This is a genomic window from Neisseria uirgultaei, assembly GCF_962719845.1.
In the GTDB taxonomy this organism is placed as follows: domain Bacteria; phylum Pseudomonadota; class Gammaproteobacteria; order Burkholderiales; family Neisseriaceae; genus Neisseria; species Neisseria bergeri.
Genome location: NZ_CAUIYF010000001.1, coordinates 1 through 20464 on the forward strand (window position 1 = coordinate 1; position 20464 = coordinate 20464).

General features: G+C 51.6%; 20 protein-coding genes, 1 other RNA gene and 1 pseudogene. 18 read left to right on the forward strand and 4 right to left on the reverse strand.

All coding sequences use genetic code 11. The features are described 5' to 3' along the window. Positions 1-190: 190 nt before the first annotated feature. The 16 genes from Q9J32_RS00005 to Q9J32_RS00080 all read left to right on the forward strand — a co-directional run bounded on the left by Q9J32_RS00005 (position 191) and on the right by Q9J32_RS00080 (position 13943). Positions 191-1720, forward strand: coding sequence for a hypothetical protein (locus Q9J32_RS00005; RefSeq protein ID WP_301883909.1), 1530 nt, complete (start codon positions 191-193; stop codon positions 1718-1720). Position 1721: 1 nt separating this feature from the next. Continuing rightward, on the forward strand, positions 1722-2093 hold the full coding sequence (locus Q9J32_RS00010; protein WP_301883908.1) for a GtrA family protein: 372 nt from the start codon (positions 1722-1724) through the stop codon (positions 2091-2093). Beyond that, the gene (locus tag Q9J32_RS00015; protein ID WP_301883907.1) at positions 2090-3010 is read left to right on the forward strand and encodes a glycosyltransferase family 2 protein; all 921 of its coding nucleotides are present in this window, start codon (positions 2090-2092) and stop codon (positions 3008-3010) included. The genes Q9J32_RS00010 and Q9J32_RS00015 overlap by 4 nt, the downstream gene beginning before the upstream one ends. Positions 3011-3014: 4 nt before the next feature. Then, entirely contained in the window at positions 3015-3725 is a 711-nt protein-coding gene (locus Q9J32_RS00020; protein WP_301883905.1) for a methyltransferase domain-containing protein, read from the forward strand. A gap of 80 nt (positions 3726-3805) precedes the next feature. Beyond that, positions 3806-4450: a DedA family protein gene (locus tag Q9J32_RS00025; RefSeq protein ID WP_301883903.1), complete on the forward strand. Its 645-nt coding sequence runs from the start codon at positions 3806-3808 to the stop codon at positions 4448-4450. A gap of 18 nt (positions 4451-4468) precedes the next feature. Next, positions 4469-6379, forward strand: coding sequence for an ATP-binding cassette domain-containing protein (locus Q9J32_RS00030; protein WP_301883900.1), 1911 nt, complete (start codon positions 4469-4471; stop codon positions 6377-6379). Between the two features lie 20 nt (positions 6380-6399). Then, complete coding sequence (locus Q9J32_RS00035; protein ID WP_107819282.1) at positions 6400-6765, forward strand: hypothetical protein; 366 nt, start codon at positions 6400-6402, stop codon at positions 6763-6765. A 111-nt stretch (positions 6766-6876) separates the two neighbouring features. After that, positions 6877-8352 carry an anthranilate synthase component I gene (gene trpE, locus Q9J32_RS00040; RefSeq protein WP_301883896.1) on the forward strand — a complete coding sequence of 492 codons (1476 nt, stop codon included), beginning with the start codon at positions 6877-6879 and terminating at the stop codon, positions 8350-8352. Further along, a complete protein-coding gene (locus Q9J32_RS00045; protein WP_107819284.1) occupies positions 8349-8894 on the forward strand; it encodes a DUF1643 domain-containing protein in 546 nt (181 codons plus the stop codon). The genes trpE and Q9J32_RS00045 overlap by 4 nt, the downstream gene beginning before the upstream one ends. Beyond that, on the forward strand, positions 8891-10027 hold the full coding sequence (locus Q9J32_RS00050) for a 5-(carboxyamino)imidazole ribonucleotide synthase (RefSeq protein WP_301883893.1): 1137 nt from the start codon (positions 8891-8893) through the stop codon (positions 10025-10027). Before Q9J32_RS00045 ends, Q9J32_RS00050 begins: the two co-directional genes overlap by 4 nt. Before the next feature lie 46 nt (positions 10028-10073). Next, on the forward strand, positions 10074-10556 hold the full coding sequence (locus Q9J32_RS00055; protein ID WP_301883891.1) for a GNAT family N-acetyltransferase: 483 nt from the start codon (positions 10074-10076) through the stop codon (positions 10554-10556). A 104-nt stretch (positions 10557-10660) separates the two neighbouring features. Continuing rightward, positions 10661-11716, forward strand: coding sequence for a sulfate ABC transporter substrate-binding protein (locus Q9J32_RS00060; protein ID WP_301883887.1), 1056 nt, complete (start codon positions 10661-10663; stop codon positions 11714-11716). A 5-nt stretch (positions 11717-11721) separates the two neighbouring features. Beyond that, on the forward strand, positions 11722-11883 hold the full coding sequence (locus tag Q9J32_RS00065) for a hypothetical protein (RefSeq protein WP_301883885.1): 162 nt from the start codon (positions 11722-11724) through the stop codon (positions 11881-11883). Between the two features lie 415 nt (positions 11884-12298). Then, positions 12299-12904 carry a Smr/MutS family protein gene (locus Q9J32_RS00070; RefSeq protein WP_301883883.1) on the forward strand — a complete coding sequence of 202 codons (606 nt, stop codon included), beginning with the start codon at positions 12299-12301 and terminating at the stop codon, positions 12902-12904. Between the two features lie 62 nt (positions 12905-12966). After that, positions 12967-13329, forward strand: a transfer-messenger RNA (tmRNA) gene (gene ssrA / locus Q9J32_RS00075). 449 nt (positions 13330-13778) lie between these two features. Further along, entirely contained in the window at positions 13779-13943 is a 165-nt protein-coding gene (locus Q9J32_RS00080; protein ID WP_301883880.1) for a hypothetical protein, read from the forward strand. 90 nt (positions 13944-14033) lie between these two features. Here Q9J32_RS00080 and Q9J32_RS00085 read toward each other — a convergent pair whose 3' ends face one another. The 3 genes from Q9J32_RS00085 to Q9J32_RS00095 are packed head-to-tail and all read right to left on the reverse strand — an operon-like array spanning position 14034 to position 16962. Beyond that, a complete protein-coding gene (locus tag Q9J32_RS00085; protein WP_301883877.1) occupies positions 14034-15488 on the reverse strand; it encodes a LutB/LldF family L-lactate oxidation iron-sulfur protein in 1455 nt (484 codons plus the stop codon). Next, on the reverse strand, positions 15485-16186 hold the full coding sequence (locus tag Q9J32_RS00090; RefSeq protein ID WP_301883874.1) for a LutC/YkgG family protein: 702 nt from the start codon (positions 16184-16186) through the stop codon (positions 15485-15487). Before Q9J32_RS00090 ends, Q9J32_RS00085 begins: the two co-directional genes overlap by 4 nt. Beyond that, positions 16183-16962, reverse strand: a complete 780-nt coding sequence (locus tag Q9J32_RS00095) for a (Fe-S)-binding protein (RefSeq protein ID WP_301883873.1) — start codon at positions 16960-16962, stop codon at positions 16183-16185. Before Q9J32_RS00095 ends, Q9J32_RS00090 begins: the two co-directional genes overlap by 4 nt. Positions 16963-17178: 216 nt before the next feature. On the opposite strand from Q9J32_RS00095, the gene Q9J32_RS00100 reads away from it, so the two are divergent. Together Q9J32_RS00100 and Q9J32_RS00105 are read left to right on the forward strand one after the other, a co-directional pair. After that, positions 17179-18654: an MFS transporter gene (locus tag Q9J32_RS00100; RefSeq protein WP_301883871.1), complete on the forward strand. Its 1476-nt coding sequence runs from the start codon at positions 17179-17181 to the stop codon at positions 18652-18654. A gap of 109 nt (positions 18655-18763) precedes the next feature. Next, on the forward strand, positions 18764-20290 hold the full coding sequence (locus tag Q9J32_RS00105; RefSeq protein WP_301883869.1) for a phospholipase D family protein: 1527 nt from the start codon (positions 18764-18766) through the stop codon (positions 20288-20290). On the opposite strand, the pseudogene Q9J32_RS10140 reads toward Q9J32_RS00105, so the two are convergent. Continuing rightward, positions 20239-20453, reverse strand: a pseudogene (locus Q9J32_RS10140) (hypothetical protein); the annotation flags it as partial. The gene Q9J32_RS00105 and the pseudogene Q9J32_RS10140 overlap by 52 nt on opposite strands. Positions 20454-20464: the final 11 nt, after the last annotated feature.

A 20464-nucleotide genomic window follows, 5' to 3' on the forward strand; every position in this document is an offset into this window, starting at 1 on the left:
AAACCTCCCCCCCCCCCCCGATTTCTTTATTATGTCAACCGTAACAATTGTTTTGTTATGTAAAAGCCAACTGCCATACCACGGGACACACATACAGTTCGGTCCTATGTGCGTCCCAATTTAGAAAAGCTTACCTTTCAAACATACTAATATCCTGACGGGTAGGAATGAAACAACCAAGAAAATTTTGATGAACATCGCACTACCTTTATCCGACAAAATACAAAACAGGCTGTTTTTCCTTACCGTCCTTGCAACAGTATGTTTCCTGTTTTATCCGAAATACCTGCCGATGAACGACCTGCCGCAGCACGCCGCGCAGGTTGCCGCCTTGGATGATTTGCTCAAACACCGCAGTCCGTGGGCAGATATGCTGCAAATAAATTGGGATACGCCTTATCTGACCGTTTACGCCCTATGGTTGGCGCTGTATCAGTTTATGGGCATTAATGCTTCTTCTAAGGCTTTGGTCGCCCTCGAATTTTTATTTTTCATTTATGCGGCAGTCAAAATGAGAAAGGAAATGGGGGCGGAAAGGATGACCGACTGGGTCGCGCTGACCTGCTTTTTCGGATTTGCCTTTCAATGGGGCTTTATCGGCTACATTATGGGCATTCCCGTCGGCATACTGTTTTTCATTACCAACAAGCGTTGGATTGAAAACCCCTCGGCAAAGATGCTTGCCGCCGTTGCCGCATTGGGGATATGGTCGTACTTCTCCCATATTCTGACCTTTTCGTTTTTCTGCTTGCTTTCATACGGATACTTTCTTTTCAGAATCAAAGAAATCCCTTGGAAACAGCGTTTTTCCCTGACAGCCGCCTATCTCTTTTTCGCCGCCCTTTTGGCACGTTATACCGCAAAACCCAACCCCGTCCCCTATAAGGCATTTGAAGACAACTTTATCCAACATTCCTTTTGGGACAAAATACTGGAAATTGCCTACCTGCCTTGGAATATGTCGGTCCTGTTCTACTACGACATTGCCTGCCTCTTCCTCTTTGCCGCCCCCATAGCGGCAAACTGCCGCCCCACTCGGGAAAAAAGCCGGTACGTCCCGCTGCTTGCCTGTCTTGCGGTTTATTTCCTGATGCCTCATTTTACCTTTCAAACCAGCTTCCTTTACGAACGCTTCGCCCTGTTCGTCCCTTTTTATTATCTGATTTGGGAAAAGAAACCGGAAACGCCGGGTAGGACCGCAGCAAAAATATCGGAAGCAGCCTGCCTGTTGTTCGCCTTGTGCATCGCTGCGCTGACGGGCAAAGCCTACCTTAACAACGTCCTTTTTGACCGCTCGCAGAAGCTGGCTGATTTTATAAAGATTTCCCAAATGATGGAAAACGGCAAAAAAGTCCTGACTGTCAACGACCCCTTGTCCATCAGCGAAGGCAGCCTGACTTCGGGCGGCGAGTTCTTCCATATCGCACAATGGTATCAGGCCGAAAGGCAGGGGTGGGCGGATTACAGCTTTGCCTCGGCGCACGCTATGCCCGTCCGCATGAAAATGAAAGAAATGTATGACGGGTACAGTCAAGTCAGGTTTTTGTCCGAATATAACCTGACTCGGAAAACAGACTGCCGCCGCTATGACTACCTGCTTATCCTGACCGCCAACCATACGTCGGACGCATTGGAAAAATTGCTTGCCGCCAATCCCTCCTGCTCCCGTGTTTCCCATATCAAGACCATAGGGGAATGGTCGCTTTTCAGACGGCATTGATATGCGGCTCAAACGGTTCGCGCGTTACGGCACGGTCGGCATCATCAACACCCTAATCCATATCGCCGTTTTTACCGTGCTGTCAAACCGGCAATATTCCGCCGCCGCCGCAAACCTCATAGCCTTTGCCTCAGCCTCAGCATTCGGTTTTGCCGCAAATGCAAGATGGACGTTCGGTACAAAAGCTTCCTTCAAACGCTATGCCTGTTTCGTACTGTTTATGGGTTTTGCGGCATCGGCAAGCGGTTTGGCATCGGATGCCCTTGCTATGCCGCCGCAGGTCGCTGCCGTCGGATTTTCCGCCATCAGTCTGATATATGGCTACCTGTGCTCGAGTTACCTTGTTTTTGCCCAAACAAAAGGAAAACCATGAAAATATCGCTTATCGTCCCGGTGTGGAATGAAGAAGCCGCCATTCCGATCTTCTACCGTGCCGTCAGGGAAAGCAGGGGGCTTCAAAAATACGAAGTCGAAATCGTCTTCTGCAACGACGGGAGCACAGACAATACGGAAACCATTTTGGAAAACCTCGCCCTTGCAGACCCCTTGGTCAAACCGCTGCACTTTACACGCAATTTCGGCAAGGAAAACGCCCTTTTCGCCGGCTTGGAACACGCATCGGGCAATGCCGCCATTCCGATTGACGTCGACCTTCAAGACCCCATAGAGCTGATTCCGACTATGCTCGAAAGATGGCACGCCGGCGCAAAAACCGTATTGGCAAAACGTATCGGACGCACGCAAGACCATCCGCTCAAAAGATGGAGCGCGTCCTTCTTCTATAAACTTTACAATAAAATCAGCCCCGTCAGAATCGAAGAAAATGTCGGCGATTTCCGACTAATTTCACGCGACATCATCGACACCGTTATCAAAATGCCCGAACGAAACCTCTTTATGAAAGGATTGCTTTCCTGGCCGGACAGAGGGGAAGTTATCGAATACACCCGTCCGAAACGCATCATCGGCCATACCAAATTCAATGCCTTGAAACTTTGGAATCTCGCTTGGGACGGCATTACCGGATTTTCGACCGTCCCGCTCAAAATATGGACGTATATCGGCTTTTTGTTTGCATTTACCGCATTTTTATACGGCTCATTGATTATTCTCCGAACGCTCGTCTATGGAAAAGATATTCCCGGTTACCCGTCGCTTTTGGCCTGTATCCTGTTTCTCGGCGGAATCCAGCTCATCGGTATCGGCATACTCGGCGAATATATCGGACGTATCTATATCGAAACCAAACAGCGTCCCCGATATATTTTAAAAAACCGAAAGAAAGGATAATAAGATGGATGTGAAAGAAAGCGGTATTTTGGGCGACAGCATCAACAGCCATTGGTATTACGTATCCAAAGCACTTGCCGTTGCCAATCTTTTAAAAGGCAGAACCTTCCGCAAAGTGCTGGATGTCGGCGCAGGCTCCGCCTTTTTTTCACACTTCCTGCTGGAAAATTCCGATATACGCGAAGCATTGTGCATCGACACCGCCTACACGGGTGAAAAAGATGAGGCATATTGCGGCAAACCGATTCATTTCCGCCGCACCATCGGCATGAGCGATGCCGACCTGGTTCTGATGATGGATGTTTTGGAACACGTCGAAGACGACAAGGCAATGCTTGAGGACTATATCGCAAAAGTCCCTTCCGGTACGGAATTCCTGATTTCCGTACCCGCCTTCCAGTCCCTATGGAGCGGGCACGACGAATTTTTGGGACATTACCGCCGCTACCGCCTGACACAGCTCGAGAACTTAATCCGCAGCACCGGGCTGTCCGTCCTCGGGGGGAACTATTATTTTGGCGCAGTATTCCCCCTTGCCGCAACCGTCCGCCTGCTCGGACGGTTGAGATCCGGACAAAATCCCAAATCCCAACTGATGCGGCACCATCCCGTCATCAACCGCATACTGGCTTCAATATGCCGCCTTGAAATCTGCATACAAAAAAGCAACCGCTGCGCGGGGCTGACCGCCTTTTGCCTTGCAAGGAAAAAATAAAACCAATGCCGTCTGAAACTTTTCAGACGGCATTTTTCCAATCGGTTAAAATACGCGGTCTGTTTTTTTAGGAACGCACCGTGCTTGCCTCCGCCATCGACTTCATCCTCCATATCGACCGACACCTGCTTGCGCTGTCGGCGCAATACGGCATTTGGATTTACGCCGTTTTATTTGTCGTCGTGTTTTGCGAAACCGGCCTGATTGTTACGCCCTTCCTGCCCGGCGATTCGCTGCTGTTTGCCGCCGGAGGGATTGCCGCGCTGGGCGGTATGGATATTCATCTGATGGTTATGCTGCTATTTGTTGCCGCCATACTCGGCGACGCGCTCAATTTTACCGTCGGTAAGTATTTCGGCGGCAGGCTGTTCGCCAACCCCGATTCTAAAATCTTCCGACGCGAATATCTCGATAAAACCCACCGTTTTTACGAAAAACACGGCGGCAAAACGATTATCATCGCGCGTTTTGTGCCCATCGTCCGCACCTTTGCTCCCTTTGTTGCCGGTATGGGGAAAATGCACTATGCCAAATTTATCCGCTATAACATCATCGGCGGCTTCTTGTGGGTTATCCTGTTTTCTTATGCAGGCTATTTCTTTGCCAACTTCCCCGTCGTAAAAAACAATCTGGGCTTGGTGATGGGCGGTATCATTATTGTTTCCGTCCTGCCCGGCATCATCGAAATTGCCCGCGCCAAACTTGCGGCAAAATCCAAACGTTAATTGTTGGAAATTGACATTATGAATATATTATCCGTAGAAAACGCTTCCTTTGCCGTCGGCCACGTCGCCTTGCTCGACAAAACTTCTTTTCAACTCGACAGCGGCGAGAAAATCGGTTTAATCGGCCGCAACGGTGCGGGTAAGTCTTCGTTTCTGAAAATTCTTGCCGGCGTGCAGAAACTCGACGATGGGCAGATTATCGTTCAAAACAACCTCAAAATCGTTTATGTGCCGCAGGAATCGTTTTTTGATAAGGACGCAACCGTATTTGATACCGTTGCCGAAGGTTTGGGCGAAATCCGTGATTTATTGCGCCGTTACCACAGCATCGGTCATGAGTTGGAAAATGGTTCGAGTGAGGCTTTGTTGAAAGAGCTCAACGAATTGCAACTTGAAATCGAAGCGAAGGACGGCTGGAAGCTGGATGCGGCAGTCAAGCAGACTTTGGGCGAACTCGGTTTGCCGGAAAATGAAAAAATCGGCAACCTTTCCGGCGGTCAGAAAAAGCGCGTCGCTTTGGCGCAGGCTTGGGTGCAAAAGCCCGACGTTTTGCTGCTGGACGAACCGACCAACCATTTGGACATCGACGCGATTATCTGGCTGGAAAACCTGCTCAAAGCGTTTGAAGGCAGCTTGGTCGTGATTACCCACGACCGCCGTTTTTTGGATAATATCGCCACGCGCATTGTCGAACTCGATCGCGGCATTCTGCGCTCCTATCCCGGCTCGTTCTCCAAATACAGCGAGAAAAAAGCGCAGGAATTGGCGGTTGAAGCCGAACATAACCGCCTATTCGACAAATTCCATGCTCAGGAAGAAGCATGGATACGCAAAGGCATCGAAGCGCGCCGTACCCGCAACGAAGGCCGCGTGCGCCGTTTGGAAGAGCTGCGCCGCCAACGCGCCGAACGCCGCAACGTGCAGGGGCAGGTCAACTTCAAGCTCGACAGCGGCGAAAAAAGCGGCAAAATCATCGCCGAGCTGGAACACGCCTCGTTTGCCTATGGCGACAAAGTTATCATGGATAAATTCTCCGCGATTTTGCAGCGCGGCGACAAAATCGGCTTAATCGGTCCAAACGGCATCGGCAAAACCACCTTCCTCAAGCTGATTTTGGGCGAATTGCAGCCGACCTACGGCAGAATCCGTATCGGCAGTAAGCAGGAGGTTGCCTATTTCGACCAGTTCCGCAGCGCGTTGAACGAAAACGACACCGTGTTTTACACACTCGGACAGGGCAATGATTACGTCGAAGTCGGCGGTAAGAAAAAGCATGTGATGAGCTATTTGGAAGATTTCCTGTTCCATCCAGCCCGCGCACAAAGCCCCGTCTCATCGCTCTCCGGCGGCGAACGCAACCGCCTTTTGCTGGCAAAACTTTTTACCCGTCCTGCTAATATTTTGGTCTTGGACGAACCGACCAACGACTTGGACATCGACACCCAAGAGTTGCTCGAAGATTTGCTGCGCGATTACCAAGGCACGGTATTCCTCGTCTCGCACGACCGTATGTTCCTCGACAATGTAATTACCCAAAGCATTGTTTTCGAAGGACAAGGCCGTCTGAAAGAATACATCGGCGGCTATCAGGACTATATCGACGCAAAATCGCGGGAAGATAAAATTCAGACGGCATCCGCACCCAAAGCATCCGATGCCGAACCCGCCAAAGAAAAACCCAAAGCCAACCGCACGGTCAAACTTTCCTACAAAGAACAGCGCGAACTCGACGCCCTGCCCGACGAAATCGCCGCTTTGGAAACCGAGCAGGCTGAAATCAATACCCAGCTTTCCGATCCTGAAATTTTCAAAGATTACGAAAAAGCAGGTGCATTGCAAAACCGTGCCGAAGAAATCGAAATGCTGCTTTTGGAAAAGCTGGAACGCTGGGAGCTGCTGGAAACCAAACAGAACGGCAATGCCGTCTGAAATCAAATAGGAAGAAAAAAATGTTCAAACGACCTGAAGAAATCATCGTGCTGATACTTGCCGTCCTCTGGATTGCCGGTACGTATTTTCTCGCCGCCCTGTTTGGAGCGGATACTTATACCGTGTTAAAAATCACTGCCCTTACCCTGCTTTGGTCTGCCGCATCATTCCTCCTTTGGCAAAAAAACCTCAGCCGGCATATCTGGCCGCTGCTGCTCGGCTGCCTGACTGCCTGTTGGTGGCCGTATCTGAATCAATCGGTCGCACCCGGTTCTTTACCTTGGTATGCATCATGGACGTTCAAAACCATCTTGGCCCTGATTCCCGTAACCGCAGGTTATCTGTTTAAATGGAAACAATACCGGCAGCGCAAAACAAAGCCGTAAGCCCGTCTTTTTTCAGACGGCATCTCCGGTCAGACTGTCAACAATTCCGATAAAATGCTATACTCGCACCCCTTATCATGCCGTCTGAAACCGCCTTTTGGGAAAGCAGAAATGATCAGCAAGCAAGAATACCAAGCCCAAGCCACCCAAGGCTACAACCGCATCCCGCTCGTGCAAGAACTCCTTGCCGACTTGGATACGCCGCTTTCCCTCTATCTCAAACTCGCCAACCGCCCCTATACCTACCTGCTCGAATCCGTTGTCGGCGGAGAGCGTTTCGGCCGCTATTCCTTTATCAGCCTGCCTTGCAGCCACTATCTCAAAGCCAGCGGCAAACACGTCGATGTTTACCAAAACGGCGAAATCATCGAGCAACACGACGGCAATCCGCTGCCCTTTATCGAAGCCTTTCACAACCGTTTCAAAACGCCCGAAATCCCAAGCCTGCCGCGCTTTACCGGCGGATTGGTCGGCTACTTCGGTTACGAAACCATCTACAATTTCGAGCATTTCGCCCACCGCCTGAAAAACACCGCCAAAGCCGACCCGCTCGGCACGCCCGACATTCTGCTGATGCTGTCGCAAGAGTTGGCGGTTATCGACAATTTGAGCGGCAAAATCCACCTCATCGTTTATGCCGATCCCTCGCAGCCCGACGGCTACGAACGCGCCCGCGAACGCCTCGAAGACATCCGCACCCAGTTGCGCCAAAGCTGCGCCATCCCACTCTCGCTCGGCAGCAAACACACCGAAGCTGTCAGCGAGTTCGGCGAAGAGCCGTTCAAAGCCTGCGTCAACAAAATCAAAGACTACATCTTCGCAGGCGACTGCATGCAGGTCGTCCCCAGCCAGCGCATGAGCATGGAATTTACCGACAGCCCGCTCGCCCTCTACCGCGCCCTGCGCACGCTCAACCCTTCGCCTTATCTCTTTTACTACGATTTCGGCGATTTCCACATCGTCGGTTCCTCGCCCGAAATCCTCGTCCGCCGCGAATGCGACGACGTCATCGTCCGCCCCATCGCCGGCACGCGCCTGCGCGGCAAAACCCCTGCTGAAGACCTTGCCAACGAGCAAGACTTATTAAGCGACGCCAAAGAAATCGCCGAACACGTCATGCTTATCGATTTAGGGCGCAACGACGTCGGCCGTATCAGCAAAACAGGCGAAGTCAAAGTAACCGATAAAATGGTGATTGAAAAATACTCCCATGTGATGCACATCGTTTCCAACGTCGAAGGTCATCTGAAAGAGGGCATCACCAACATGGACATCCTCGCCGCCACCTTCCCCGCAGGCACACTCTCCGGCGCACCCAAAGTCCGCGCCATGGAGATCATCGAAGAAGTTGAACCGAGCAAACGCGGCATCTACGGCGGCGCGGTCGGCGTATGGGGCTTCAACAACGATATGGATTTGGCAATCGCCATCCGTACAGCCGTGGTGAAAAACAACACGCTATACGTCCAAAGCGGCGCAGGCGTGGTTGCCGACTCCAATCCTGAATCAGAATGGCAGGAAACACAAAACAAAGCCCGTGCAGTAATCCGCGCAGCGCAGATGGTGCAGGAGGGGTTGGATAAATGACTTATGAAAAACTTTATGAGCTTCGCCAAACACTCAGACCGACTACCAAAGATGGTCTCTATACAGATAATGAAAAAAATCGAGAAATCCTAACGGTTAGATGGAGCGGCAACACAGAAAATCCTAAAAATTTCTCAGCTGTTGCTATAGGAATTAATCCAAGTAAAGCAAATGATGAAAGAAGCGACAAAACCCTTACCCAACTTGCACGTTTCTTGGATATGTACGGTTTTACCAACTTCAAAATGTTAAATATTTTTTCCAGTTACTCTACACAGCAAACAGGAATTAGGGCAAACACCCAAACCGATTTTTCCAAATTTAAAGGATGTTTGGAAGATGCTGATATGATTATTCTTGCATGGGGTACAGACCGCGGTGCTTATAAGGATGAAAAAAACAGAATACTGGAATTTCTAAAAACAGAAAAATTTATGGAAAAAGTATTCTGTATTTCTGAAACTGGTAATTCCAGCGATACAAGACATCCGTCAAGAATTAGTTATAGATATCAACTTGTACAATTTGAAGAATCAGCATGAAAAACATATCTCTTTCTCCGCCCGCAATGCTCGGCATCCTCGGCGGCGGACAATTAGGCAGAATGTTTGCCGTTGCCGCCAAAACCATGGGCTACAAAGTAACCGTACTCGACCCCGATCCGGACGCTCCGGCAGCGGAATTTGCCAACCGCCATTTGTGCGCGCCGTTTGATGATTCGGCCGCTTTGGAAGAATTGGCAAAATGTGCGGCGGTTACGACCGAGTTTGAAAACGTCAATGCCGACGCGATGCGTTTTCTCGCCAAACACACCAATGTTTCCCCCAACGGCGACTGCGTTGCCATTGCGCAAAACCGCATTCAGGAAAAGGCATGGATACGCAAAGCAGGCCTACAAACCGCGCCGTATCAAGCGGTTTGCAAAGCCGAAGACATTACTGAAGCAAGCGCGCAATTTTTGCCCGGCATCCTGAAAACGGCCACTTTGGGCTACGACGGCAAAGGTCAAATCCGCGTCAAAACGGTGGACGAACTCAAAGCCGCGTTTGCCGAACACGGCGGTGTGGATTGCGTTTTGGAAAAAATGGTGGATTTGCGCGGCGAAATTTCCGTGGTCGTATGCCGTCTGAACAATGAAAACGTGCAAACCTTTGACCCCGCCGAAAACATCCACGAAAACGGCATCTTGGCTTATTCCATCGTCCCCGCTCGGCTGAGTGCCGACGTGCAGCAACAGGCGCGGCAAATGGCGCAACGCTTGGCGGACGAATTGGATTATGTCGGCGTATTGGCGGTGGAAATGTTTGTTGTCGGCGACACGCATGAATTGGTCGTCAACGAAATCGCGCCGCGCCCGCACAATTCCGGACACCATACGATAGATGCCTGCGCAGCAGACCAGTTCCAGCAGCAGGTACGCATTATGTGCAACCTGCCGCCTGCCGATACCAAATTACTGAGTTCTTGCTGTATGGCAAATATTTTGGGCGACGTTTGGCAGGAAGACGGCGGCGAACCGGATTGGCTGCCGTTGCAAAGCCATCCGAATACACACCTGCACCTATACGGCAAAAAAGCCGCACGGAAAGGGCGGAAAATGGGGCATTTCACCGTTTTAACCACCGATTCGGACACCGCATTTCAAGAAGCAAAAAAACTGCATCAGTCCCTATAATCCGACCAACGGCACAGATGCCGTCTGAAGCCGCCGACATACCGCCATGAGCCTGCTGACACTGTTACGCCCCGCCACCGTGCAAGACTGCAAAGACATCTTCAACGTCCACCTGCACTCCGTCCAATACACCTGCATCCTCAGCTACAACGAACACGCCCTAAAAGTATGGGAAGGCCTGTTAAACACAGAAAGCTACCTGCCTACCATTTCCGACCCCGACAAAGCACTTTGGGTTGCCGAATACAAAGGCAACATACAGGGATTTTTCCAAATCGACTGCCAAGAAGCACAACTCGATGCGCTTTACGTCCACCCCCTGTTCCACAACCTCGGGCTGGGCACTGCCCTGCTCCGTCAGGCGGAAACCATCGCCCACAAATCCGGTTTGAGCTTTCTGAAACTCTACGCATCGCTCAACTCCGTCCCGTTTTACTTCCTCAACCGCTACGAATCGCTCGGTTCGGCAGTATTGCAGCTTGACCCCAGCATCAAAATCAAATGCGAACTGATGCGCAAACACCTCTGACCCGTCCTTATAACCAAAACTGATAATCTTCAAATCAAACATTATTTCCACAAGCGCAGACAGCCGTATAAAGTTGCCCCATCTACCAACCGACAGGACAACATATGAAAACCTACGCACCGGCACTCTATACCGCAGCCCTGCTCACCGCCTGCAGCCCCGCAGCCGATTCAAACCATCCGTCCGGACAAAATTCCCCGGCCAATACCGAATCCGACGGAAAAAACATTACCCTGCTCAACGCCTCATACGATGTGGCACGGGATTTTTACAAAGAATACAACCCTTTATTTATCAAGGCATACCAATCCGAACATCCCGGCGTATCCGTCAGCGTCCAACAGTCCCACGGCGGCTCCAGCAAACAGGCATTATCCGTAGCCAACGGCCTTCAAGCCGATGTCGTAACCATGAACCAATCCTCCGACATCGACCTGCTCGAAAAAAAAGGACTGGTAGAAAAAGGCTGGCAACAAGCCCTCCCCGACCACGCCGCGCCCTACACCAGCACTATGGTTTTCCTTGTCCGAAAAAACAACCCCAAACAGATCCGCGATTGGAACGACCTTGCCAAAGACGGCGTTAACATCGTCATCGCCAATCCCAAAACCTCGGGCAATGGACGCTACGCCTTCCTCGGCGCATACGGTTACGGTCTGAAAGCCAACAACGGCAACGAACAGGATGCCCAAAAACTCGTCGCATCCATCCTCAAAAACACCTCCGTTTTTGAAAACGGCGGACGCGCCGCCACCACCACTTTTACACAACGCAACATCGGCGACGTACTCATCACTTTTGAAAACGAAGCCAACTACGTCAGTAAAAAACTGACCCAAGGACAGTTTGAAATCGTCTATCCGAGCTACACCATTTCCGCCGAAAGCCCCGTTGCCGTCGTCAACAGCGTCGTCGCGAAAAAAGGTACGCAAAAAGTCGCCCGATCCTATCTCGAATACCTTTGGAGCGAACCGGCGCAAGAACTCGCCGTCTCACTCTACCTGCGCCCGCGTAACGCCGAAGTATTGGCGCGGCACAAAGCCGACTTCCCCGACTTAGACACCTTCTCTCCCGAAGAAAAATTCGGCGGCTGGGACAACATCATGAAAACCTACTTCGCCGACGGCGGCATATTCGACCGCCTGACCGCACAAAAATGACCACTATGCCGTCTGAACCGCCTTTCAGACGGCATTTCACACATCAAAACAGAAAAACCGCGCCCAAAATCATCATCGCAAGACACAACGGCAAACCGGATACAAAACCCAACACCGCCGCCGCCAAAATGCCGTCTGAAGCCGTCAGCGCAACCATCCTTATCTAGGGTGCACTTCATCAAAGGGGGCATAGCTTTCCTTAACCATCCCTTTTGACAGCCAAATAAACAGTGCTTTTGCCTGTCAGAAACAAAACCAATATTTTGCGGTTCGTATCGGAACATTTATAAAACATCAGATTTCCGTGTTTCGAGTTTCCGGCAATTCAAGATTGGCAAAACCATTAACCTGCTTCACAAAGCAGGTTTTTAAAACTTTATCAGGCGTTCGGGCATATCGGTTCGACCGGCCCGCATTTCCGGCAATCGACACTGCCGACGGTTGCCGCATTTCTTTTTGATATACAATCACACTTTCAAAAAACATACGACGGCAACAAAATCATCCGCCCCCGCTTGGCAAACATTCCGGCAAATTAAACCCCCGCCCGAAACAGCCATCGGACAAATAACAGGAAAAAATATGAATACCGACTTCCAAAACATCCTCAAACAATTGGGCAAACAGGCCAAAAAAGAAGCGGCAGAAAAACAGGCAGCCGAAAAAAACAAGCAAAAACAAGAACAGGATTTCGATTTTTCACAAGCAGTCGGACAAGTCTCCCCATTAAAAACCCGGCAGCAATATTATGCGCCGCCCGACAAAACCCCCATCAAAGTCCGTCCCAAAGACAACCGCGCCGACGAAGAAAACTACTTCTACATCGGCAGCACATACAACGACCCGCCCGCTAGCTTCAGCAAAAACGGACAGGGAAAAAACGACATCCAACGCCTGAAAAACGGATACTATCCCGTCGTTACCGATGTCGACCTGCACGGCTACACCCAAGAAGAAGCCCAAAAAGTCCTCAACGAATTCATCAAGTTCACCCAAAAACGCGGCGTATGCGGAGAAATCATCCACGGCAGCGGATTAGGTTCCAAAGGCTACACGCCCGTACTCAAAAACATGACCCGAAACTGGCTGATGCAGCACCCCGACGTACTCGCCTACGTCGAACCCCGGGAAGGCAACGACGGCTGCGTCCGCATCCTGCTCAAACGCAAATTAAGGCAGCAAGACTGACAAATTTCTCCGACAGACTTGGCAGCACCGCACAATATCCGTATAATTTGCAAACCATTTCTGGGGGCGACCTTGGTTTCGACGGGGGTTGCGAAGCAGATGCGGGCATACCGGGGTCTCAGATTCCCGTAAAACACTGAATTCAAATAGTCGCAAACGACGAAACTTACGCTTTAGCCGCTTAAGGCTAGCCGTTGCAGCAGTCGGTCAATGGGCTGTGTGGCGAAAGCCACTGCAACGTCATCTTACATTGACTGGTTTCCAGCCGGGTTACTTGGCAGGAAATAAGACTTAAGGTAACTGGTTTCCAAAAGGCCTGTTGGTCGGCATGATGGAAATAAGATTTTCAAATAGACACAACTAAGTATGTAGAACGCTTTGTAGAGGACTTTCGGACGGGGGTTCGATTCCCCCCGCCTCCACCATACCCTATTTTCAGCAGTATCCTGAAGTATGCATAGAGCCTTGAAATATAACAGTTTCAGGGCTTTTTTATTACCCTGAATGTGCTGGGGTATGCTTGAGTTTTCGCCATTTATGGAGGAAGCTTGCCACAAGTTACCTTAAAACAGAAGAAAATGCCAAAGCCAACGTTACTGCCGACAAATCGGCAATGCAAAAAGCTGCAAGCTTCCAGCCAATTATCAGGCTGTTACACACTTTTGTGCTTACACAAGCTATCCGCAAACACGCACCCTGTTGCAGTTCCCCCCCATGTATTCGCCCACCCGTATGAATTTCGCCTATATATGCCGGTATGAAATCAACCGGGTGGTGGGATAATACTGCAAAGACATTGTTGCGGTATGTGTTATCATTGCCGCAAGAACAGCGGGATAAAGTCTGCTTATTGATAAAAATATCGGAGTAGGTCATGCCGTCTGAACTGTATGTCAGCCGAGAAATAAAAGTATTTTTAAGTAGGAAAACCGCCCCGTCCGAATTGTTCGACTATCTGTCGGCTGGAATTGACAGGGAGGCAGCCGACTTGAGGCGGCTGAAAAGTCCGAGTGGGTCAAACCGTACAAGTCCGATTTGAAAACCGCTCCGGAAGCAGACCTGGGATTAAAATCCGCATAACTAAAAGGCCGTCTGAAAAGATTTCAGACGGCATTTCATACACAATCGCTTATGCTTTTTCTTTTTGGCGCATTTTTTCCGCCATCAGTTCGTGCAGGGTTTTCTTCGCCGGTTTCATCGGTACGCGGTTTTGCGTCCAACCCAACTGTTTGCGAGGGGTCAGGTTGCGGAATTTGGTAGCCGCCCAACCGAAGGCGCGGTAGGTTTTGCTGCCGCTGAAAATACCGTTGAATGTGCGCCACGCCATTTGTTCGCCGAAGGTATGCGATGCGCCTTGCCCTCGGATGGGGTGCGGCACGGTTTCGGTCGGCGAACGTTGTGCTTCAACGCGCAAACGTTGCATTTGTTCGGTAATCGGGATGCGTACCGGACAGACTTCCACACACGCACCGCACATGGTACAGGCGGTCGGCAGGTAGCGGGTGGCATCCAGACCCAACAGGTGCGGGGAAATAATCTCGCCAATCGGGCCGGGATAGGTTGTGCCGTATGCCGCGCCGCCGATGCGGGTATAAACCGGGCAATGGTTCATACACGCGCCGCAACGGATACATTGCAGGGTGCGGCGCATTTGGTCTTCAGCATAAGCCTGGCTGCGGCCGTTGTCGAGCAGAACCAAGTGCATTTCCTGCGGACCATCTAATTCCTCACTGCGGCGCGGGCCGGTAATCATATTGAAATAGGTTGTGATGTTCTGACCGATGGCGGAACGCGGCAGCAGGCTGTACAAGGGAGGGATATCGGACAATTTCGCCACCACTTTTTCAATACCGGTAATAGCGATATGCACGGGCGGAACGGTGGTACTCAAGCGGCCGTTGCCTTCGTTTTCGACCAGACACAGCGTACCCGTTTCGGCAACGGCGAAGTTTACGCCGCTCAAGCCGACATCGGCAGTGCTGTAAATATCGCGCAGGGCTTTGCGGGCGAAGCCGGTCAGTTGGTCCACGTCGTCCGTTAAGGGAGTTCCAAGATTTTGGTGGAAAAGTTCGCTAACCTGTTCTTTGGTTTTGTGAATGGCGGGCATCACGATATGGGTCGGTTTTTCGCCTGCCATTTGGACGATAAATTCGCCCAAGTCGCTTTCTACCGCTTTAATGCCTTTTGCTTCAAGATAATGGTTCAGCTCGATTTCCTCGCTGACCATCGATTTGCCTTTGACCATCAGCTTGCCGTTTTTGGCTGTGATGATGTCGTGGATAATTTGGCAGGCTTCGGCAGGGGTTTCCGCCCAATGCACTTTCACGCCCAGCTTGGTCAGGTTTTCTTCCAACTGCTCCAACAGCGCGGGCAATTTGGACAGGGAACGCTGACGGACGTGTTCGCACAAATCGCGCAGGCTTTGCAGCTCTTCTTCGTCGGTCAAAACGGCTTTGCGCTTGGTCATCAGCATATCCATCGCGGTACGTAGGCTTTTACGCAAAGGCTTGTCTTGAAGGGAAATTGCGGCATTTTGTTTGAAAGTTTCCGGCTTCATGTGGAACTTGATGGTTTGCGTAGTCATGCGTTTTCCTCCAAATCGGTAGGGGAAATGTGGTCGGGCAGGATGGCGAGGATGACCAAATCGCGCGGACCGTGTGCGCCGTAAGCAAGCGTCAGTTGGATGTCTGCGGTTTTGGACGGGCCGGAAATCAGGAATACATTGGTCGGCATACCGTTTTTCACCAGTTTTTCGCCTTCGACGGCGTTATGAAACTCGTTGTACATCTTGGACGTATCGAACAGGCAGAAATGCACGGGCGGAACGAGGCTTAAAGTACGCGGCTCTTCAGGGCTGGAAAACAGCATCAGCGTACCGGTACGGGCGATGCCGCATTGTGCGCCGCTGAAGCCTGCATCGATGTTCGCGAAAAACTCGGTTTTCCAAGTATCGATTTCGCGCTCAAAGGCAATCGGTTCGATATTGCTGCCCGCCAACGCGGCACGGGCGATTTGTCCGTGCTCGGTTGCGAGAGGCAGAAGGATGTTTTTCAAACCCTTGCCTTCTGCCGCTTCGCGGAAAACCTGCATCCAATTGCTTTTCGTCACCCAATAGATTTCGGTTTTGACCGCGCGCATTGCGGCAGCCCAATGTTTCAAACGCTCGGCTTCGCTGTCCCAGTAAACACCCTTTTCGCGGTAATAATCGAAAACCGCAGGCTCTTCCATCGGCAAGGCATCGGCTTTTTTCAGTTTTGCCAAAATATTTTCGCGCGCGCTCATACTTTGCCTCCGGTACGTTCCAACAAGAAGGATGCGATGTGTTTCGGACGCGGCATATTCGGTTCGTCCTTAGCGATTTTGCCGCCGATGTTCATCATGCAGCCGCAGTCCGCGCTGATGATTTCGGTCGCACCGGTTTCTTTCAGCGCGGCGACTTTGTCCGTAACCATCGCGCCGGAAATATCGGCTTGTTTGACGGAGAATGTACCGCCGAAGCCGCAACATTCGCTTTCGTGGTCGTGGACGACGCGCTCGACGTTTTCCATGCCGTCAATCAACTGCCAGCCCGAGAGATGGACATTCATTTCGCGGCGGGCGGCGCAGGAAGTGTGAACGGCGACTTTGACTGGCTCGCCTTTGTCTTCAGGTTTATAGCCGATGGCAAGCAGGAAGTGGGTAAACTCGATGATGCGGCTGGCGCAATCCACAGCCCTTTCCTCGTACTCGCTGCCTTTAAACAGCGTCGGCCAATGGTGTTTCATCATACCGCCGCACGAACCGGACGGCACGACAATCGGCCACTCCTCGGGGAAAAGGTCGAGTTGCGCTTTGGCGACATCAAACGCCTCGGTCGGGTGACCGGAAGAGTAGGCGGGTTGGCCGCAGCAGCTTTGCGCCATCGGGAAATGGACGCGTATGCCCTGCTGCTCGATTAGGGTAATGGCATCCATACCGGCTTCGGGCATAAAGAGATCGAGGACGCAGGTGCCGAAAAAATAGACATCTGTCGGATTGCTGTCGTATCGGATGATTTTTGGGGGAGTGGTTGCGCTCATTTTTTTTGATAACGGGAAACCCGTTTTTTTCTGTAGAAAGGTAAGCGTTTACTTTAAGTAATTGACTGTTGCGGGTCAAGTGTAATTTTAAAAAATAATCTGATTTTCCTTGCGGCTTCCCGCGCTGATGCTTGCCCTGCCTTATTTCGTCTATTATTTGATAATAGTAATCATTATAATAAAATGGCGTTTCATTTATTTGTAAACGTGTAAGGTTTGCGCCTTACCGCCGTTCAGACGGCATTTGGAAGCGGTCGCGGCGTGAGAATGGGGTACAATCGCCCTATGGAAAAAAACACCCTATCCGCCCGCGCACCATCCCCTTGGCTGCCGCTTCTGCTGGCAATTGCCATTTTTATGCAGATGTTGGATGCGACCATTTTAAATACCGCACTGCCCGAAATTGCCGCCGACCTGAACGAATCGCCTCTGGATATGCAACTGGCAGTCGTTGCCTATACGCTGACGGTTACCCTGCTGATTCCTTTGAGCGGTTATTTGGCGGACAAGTTCGGAACGAAAAAAGTCTTTTTCGGTTCGATTGCCGTTTTTATGCTCGGATCAGCATTGTGTGCCGCATCGGGTTCGCTGTTTGAATTGACGCTTTCCCGTGTCGTTCAGGGCATCGGCGGTTCGATGCTGGTTCCGATACCGCGTCTGACCATCTTGCGTGTGTACGACAAGTCTAAGCTGCTCAACGCCATCAATTATGCGGTCATGCCTGCACTGATCGGCCCTGTGTTGGGACCTTTGGCGGGCGGTTATCTGGTCGAATACGCTTCGTGGCACTGGATTTTCCTGCTCAACCTGCCCATCGGTCTGCTGGGGTTTATATTGGGACGCAACATCATGCCCGATGTCAAAGGCAACGATACCGCTCTGGATTTCAAAGGCTATCTGACCTTTTCCGCTGCCGCCTGCCTGCTGCTGCTTGCGGCAGAAAGCCTGTCGCACGCGCTGCCTCCGTATTTTGCACTGTTGCCGCTGTGCGGCGGACTGCTGTTTGCACGCCGTTATTTCCGACATATGAAAACCACGTCCAAACCGATTTATTCCGCCGACCTGTTTCTGATACGCACTTTCCGTCTGGGACTGGCAGGCAATCTGTTCAGCCGTCTCGGCATCAGCTCAATTCCTTTTCTGATGCCCCTGATGTTTCAAGTCGCTTTCGGCTTCGGCGCAAGCCTGTCGGGTTGGCTGGTCGCACCCGTCGCCCTATCTTCGCTGCTGGTCAAACCGCTGATTGCACCGCTCATGAAACGTTTTGGCTACCGTACGGTACTGCTTTGGAACACCAAGCTGCTTGCCGCCTTCATCATGCTACTTGCCCTGCCTGACGGAAACTCGCCACTGTGGATTTGGATTTTCCTCTCACTGGCGATCGGCGCGTGCAACTCCCTACAGTTTTCTGCCATGAACACACTGACCCTCGCCGATTTGCGCCCGCAACAGACCGGCAGCGGCAACAGCCTGATGGCGGTCAACCAACAGCTTGCCATCAGCATGGGCATTGTTGCCGGCGCATTAATCCTTAAAAACTGGACATTTCTGATACCGGCTTCTTCAGGTCTGCATTCCGCCTTCCGTATGACCCTGCTCAGCATCGGCGGCATCACCCTTGCCTCATCGCTGGTATTCAATCGGCTGCACGTTTCAGACGGCACCAACCTGACACGGAACACACCGTCCTGAAGCGGTTCGCACGCAAAACTTTTACCCGTTTCAACGTTTGGATTATGATGTCGCACTTCCATGCGCGCCAACCCCAAAACACAGGCAATGCCGTCTGAACCGATTTCCTATGAAAACACGCAGCCTCATTTCCCTTTTATGTCTCCTTCTCTGTTCATGTTCTTCATGGCTGCCCCCACTGGAAGAACGGACGGAAAGCCGCCATTTCAATACTTCCAAACCCGTCCGCCTGGACAACATCCTGCAAATCCGGCACACCCCTCATAACAACGGGCTATCCGATATCTATTTGCTGAATGACCCCCACGAAGCCTTTGCCGCCCGCGCCGCCCTTATCGAATCTGCCGAACACAGCCTCGATTTGCAATACTACATCTGGCGCAACGACATTTCCGGTCGGCTGCTGTTCAACCTGATGTACCTTGCCGCAGAACGCGGCGTGCGCGTACGCCTGCTGTTGGACGACAACAACACGCGCGGCTTGGACGACCTCCTGCTCGCCCTCGACAGCCACCCCAATATCGAAGTGCGCCTGTTCAACCCCTTCGTCTTCCGCAAATGGCGCGCACTCGGCTACCTGACTGACTTCCCCCGCCTCAACCGCCGCATGCACAACAAATCCTTTACCGCTGACAACCGCGCCACCATACTCGGCGGACGCAATATCGGCGACGAATATTTCAAAGTCGGTGAGGACACCGTTTTCGCCGACCTGGATATCCTCGCTACCGGCAGCGTCGTCGGCGAAGTATCGCACGACTTCGACCGCTACTGGGCAAGCCATTCCGCCCACAACGCCACGCGCATCATCCGCAGCGGCAACATCGGCAAGGGTCTTCAAGCACTCGGATACAACGACGAAACGTCCAGACACGCGCTCCTGCGCTACCGCGAAACCGTCGAACAGTCGCCCCTCTACCGGAAAATACAGACAGGACGCATCGACTGGCAGAGCGTCCAAACCCGCCTGATCAGCGACGACCCTGCAAAAGGACTCGACCGCGACCGCCGCAAACCGCCGATTGCAGGGCGGCTGCAAGACGCGCTCAAACAGCCCGAAAAAAGTGTCTATCTGGTTTCACCCTATTTCGTCCCCACAAAATCCGGCACAGACGCACTGGCAAAACTGGTGCAGGACGGCATAGACGTTACCGTTCTGACCAACTCGCTACAGGCGACCGACGTTGCCGCCGTCCATTCCGGCTACGTCAAATACCGAAAACCGCTGCTCAAAGCCGGCATCAAACTCTACGAGCTGCAACCCAACCATGCCGTCCCCGCCACAAAAGACAAAGGCCTGACCGGCAGCTCCGTAACCAGCCTGCACGCCAAAACCTTCATTGTGGACGGCAAACGCATCTTCATCGGCTCATTCAACCTCGACCCCCGTTCCGCACGCCTCAATACTGAAATGGGCGTCGTCATCGAAAGCCCCAAAATCGCAGAACAGATGGAGCGCACCCTCGCCGATACCACACCCGAATACGCCTACCGCGTTACCCTCGACAAACACAACCGCCTGCAATGGCACGATCCCGCCACCCGAAAAACCTACCCGAACGAACCCGAAGCCAAACTTTGGAAACGCATCGCCGCAAAAATCCTATCCCTGCTGCCCATAGAAGGTTTATTATAGAAATATAGTGGATTAAATTTAAACCAGTACGACGTTGCCTCGCCTTAGCTCAAAGAGAACGATTCTCTAAGGTGCTGAAGCACCAAGTGAATCGGTTCCGTACTATTTGTACTGTCTGCGGCTTCGTCGCCTTGTCCTGATTTAAATTTAATCCACTATACCGTCTGAAACACC

Bases quoted from the DNA above. Each gene is read 5' to 3' on its own strand.
- Q9J32_RS00005 (WP_301883909.1), top strand. From the start codon at position 191: ATGAACATCGCACTACCTTTATCCGACAAAATACAAAACAGGCTGTTT.
- Q9J32_RS00010 (WP_301883908.1), top strand. From the start codon at position 1,722: ATGCGGCTCAAACGGTTCGCGCGTTACGGCACGGTCGGCATCATCAAC.
- Q9J32_RS00015 (WP_301883907.1), top strand. From the start codon at position 2,090: ATGAAAATATCGCTTATCGTCCCGGTGTGGAATGAAGAAGCCGCCATT.
- Q9J32_RS00020 (WP_301883905.1), top strand. From the start codon at position 3,015: ATGGATGTGAAAGAAAGCGGTATTTTGGGCGACAGCATCAACAGCCAT.
- Q9J32_RS00030 (WP_301883900.1), top strand. From the start codon at position 4,469: ATGAATATATTATCCGTAGAAAACGCTTCCTTTGCCGTCGGCCACGTC.
- Q9J32_RS00035 (WP_107819282.1), top strand. From the start codon at position 6,400: ATGTTCAAACGACCTGAAGAAATCATCGTGCTGATACTTGCCGTCCTC.
- trpE (WP_301883896.1), top strand. From the start codon at position 6,877: ATGATCAGCAAGCAAGAATACCAAGCCCAAGCCACCCAAGGCTACAAC.
- Q9J32_RS00045 (WP_107819284.1), top strand. From the start codon at position 8,349: ATGACTTATGAAAAACTTTATGAGCTTCGCCAAACACTCAGACCGACT.
- Q9J32_RS00050 (WP_301883893.1), top strand. From the start codon at position 8,891: ATGAAAAACATATCTCTTTCTCCGCCCGCAATGCTCGGCATCCTCGGC.
- Q9J32_RS00055 (WP_301883891.1), top strand. From the start codon at position 10,074: ATGAGCCTGCTGACACTGTTACGCCCCGCCACCGTGCAAGACTGCAAA.
- Q9J32_RS00060 (WP_301883887.1), top strand. From the start codon at position 10,661: ATGAAAACCTACGCACCGGCACTCTATACCGCAGCCCTGCTCACCGCC.
- Q9J32_RS00065 (WP_301883885.1), top strand. From the start codon at position 11,722: ATGCCGTCTGAACCGCCTTTCAGACGGCATTTCACACATCAAAACAGA.
- Q9J32_RS00070 (WP_301883883.1), top strand. From the start codon at position 12,299: ATGAATACCGACTTCCAAAACATCCTCAAACAATTGGGCAAACAGGCC.
- Q9J32_RS00080 (WP_301883880.1), top strand. From the start codon at position 13,779: ATGCCGTCTGAACTGTATGTCAGCCGAGAAATAAAAGTATTTTTAAGT.
- Q9J32_RS00085 (WP_301883877.1), bottom strand. From the start codon at position 15,488: ATGACTACGCAAACCATCAAGTTCCACATGAAGCCGGAAACTTTCAAA.
- Q9J32_RS00090 (WP_301883874.1), bottom strand. From the start codon at position 16,186: ATGAGCGCGCGCGAAAATATTTTGGCAAAACTGAAAAAAGCCGATGCC.
- Q9J32_RS00095 (WP_301883873.1), bottom strand. From the start codon at position 16,962: ATGAGCGCAACCACTCCCCCAAAAATCATCCGATACGACAGCAATCCG.
- Q9J32_RS00105 (WP_301883869.1), top strand. From the start codon at position 18,764: ATGAAAACACGCAGCCTCATTTCCCTTTTATGTCTCCTTCTCTGTTCA.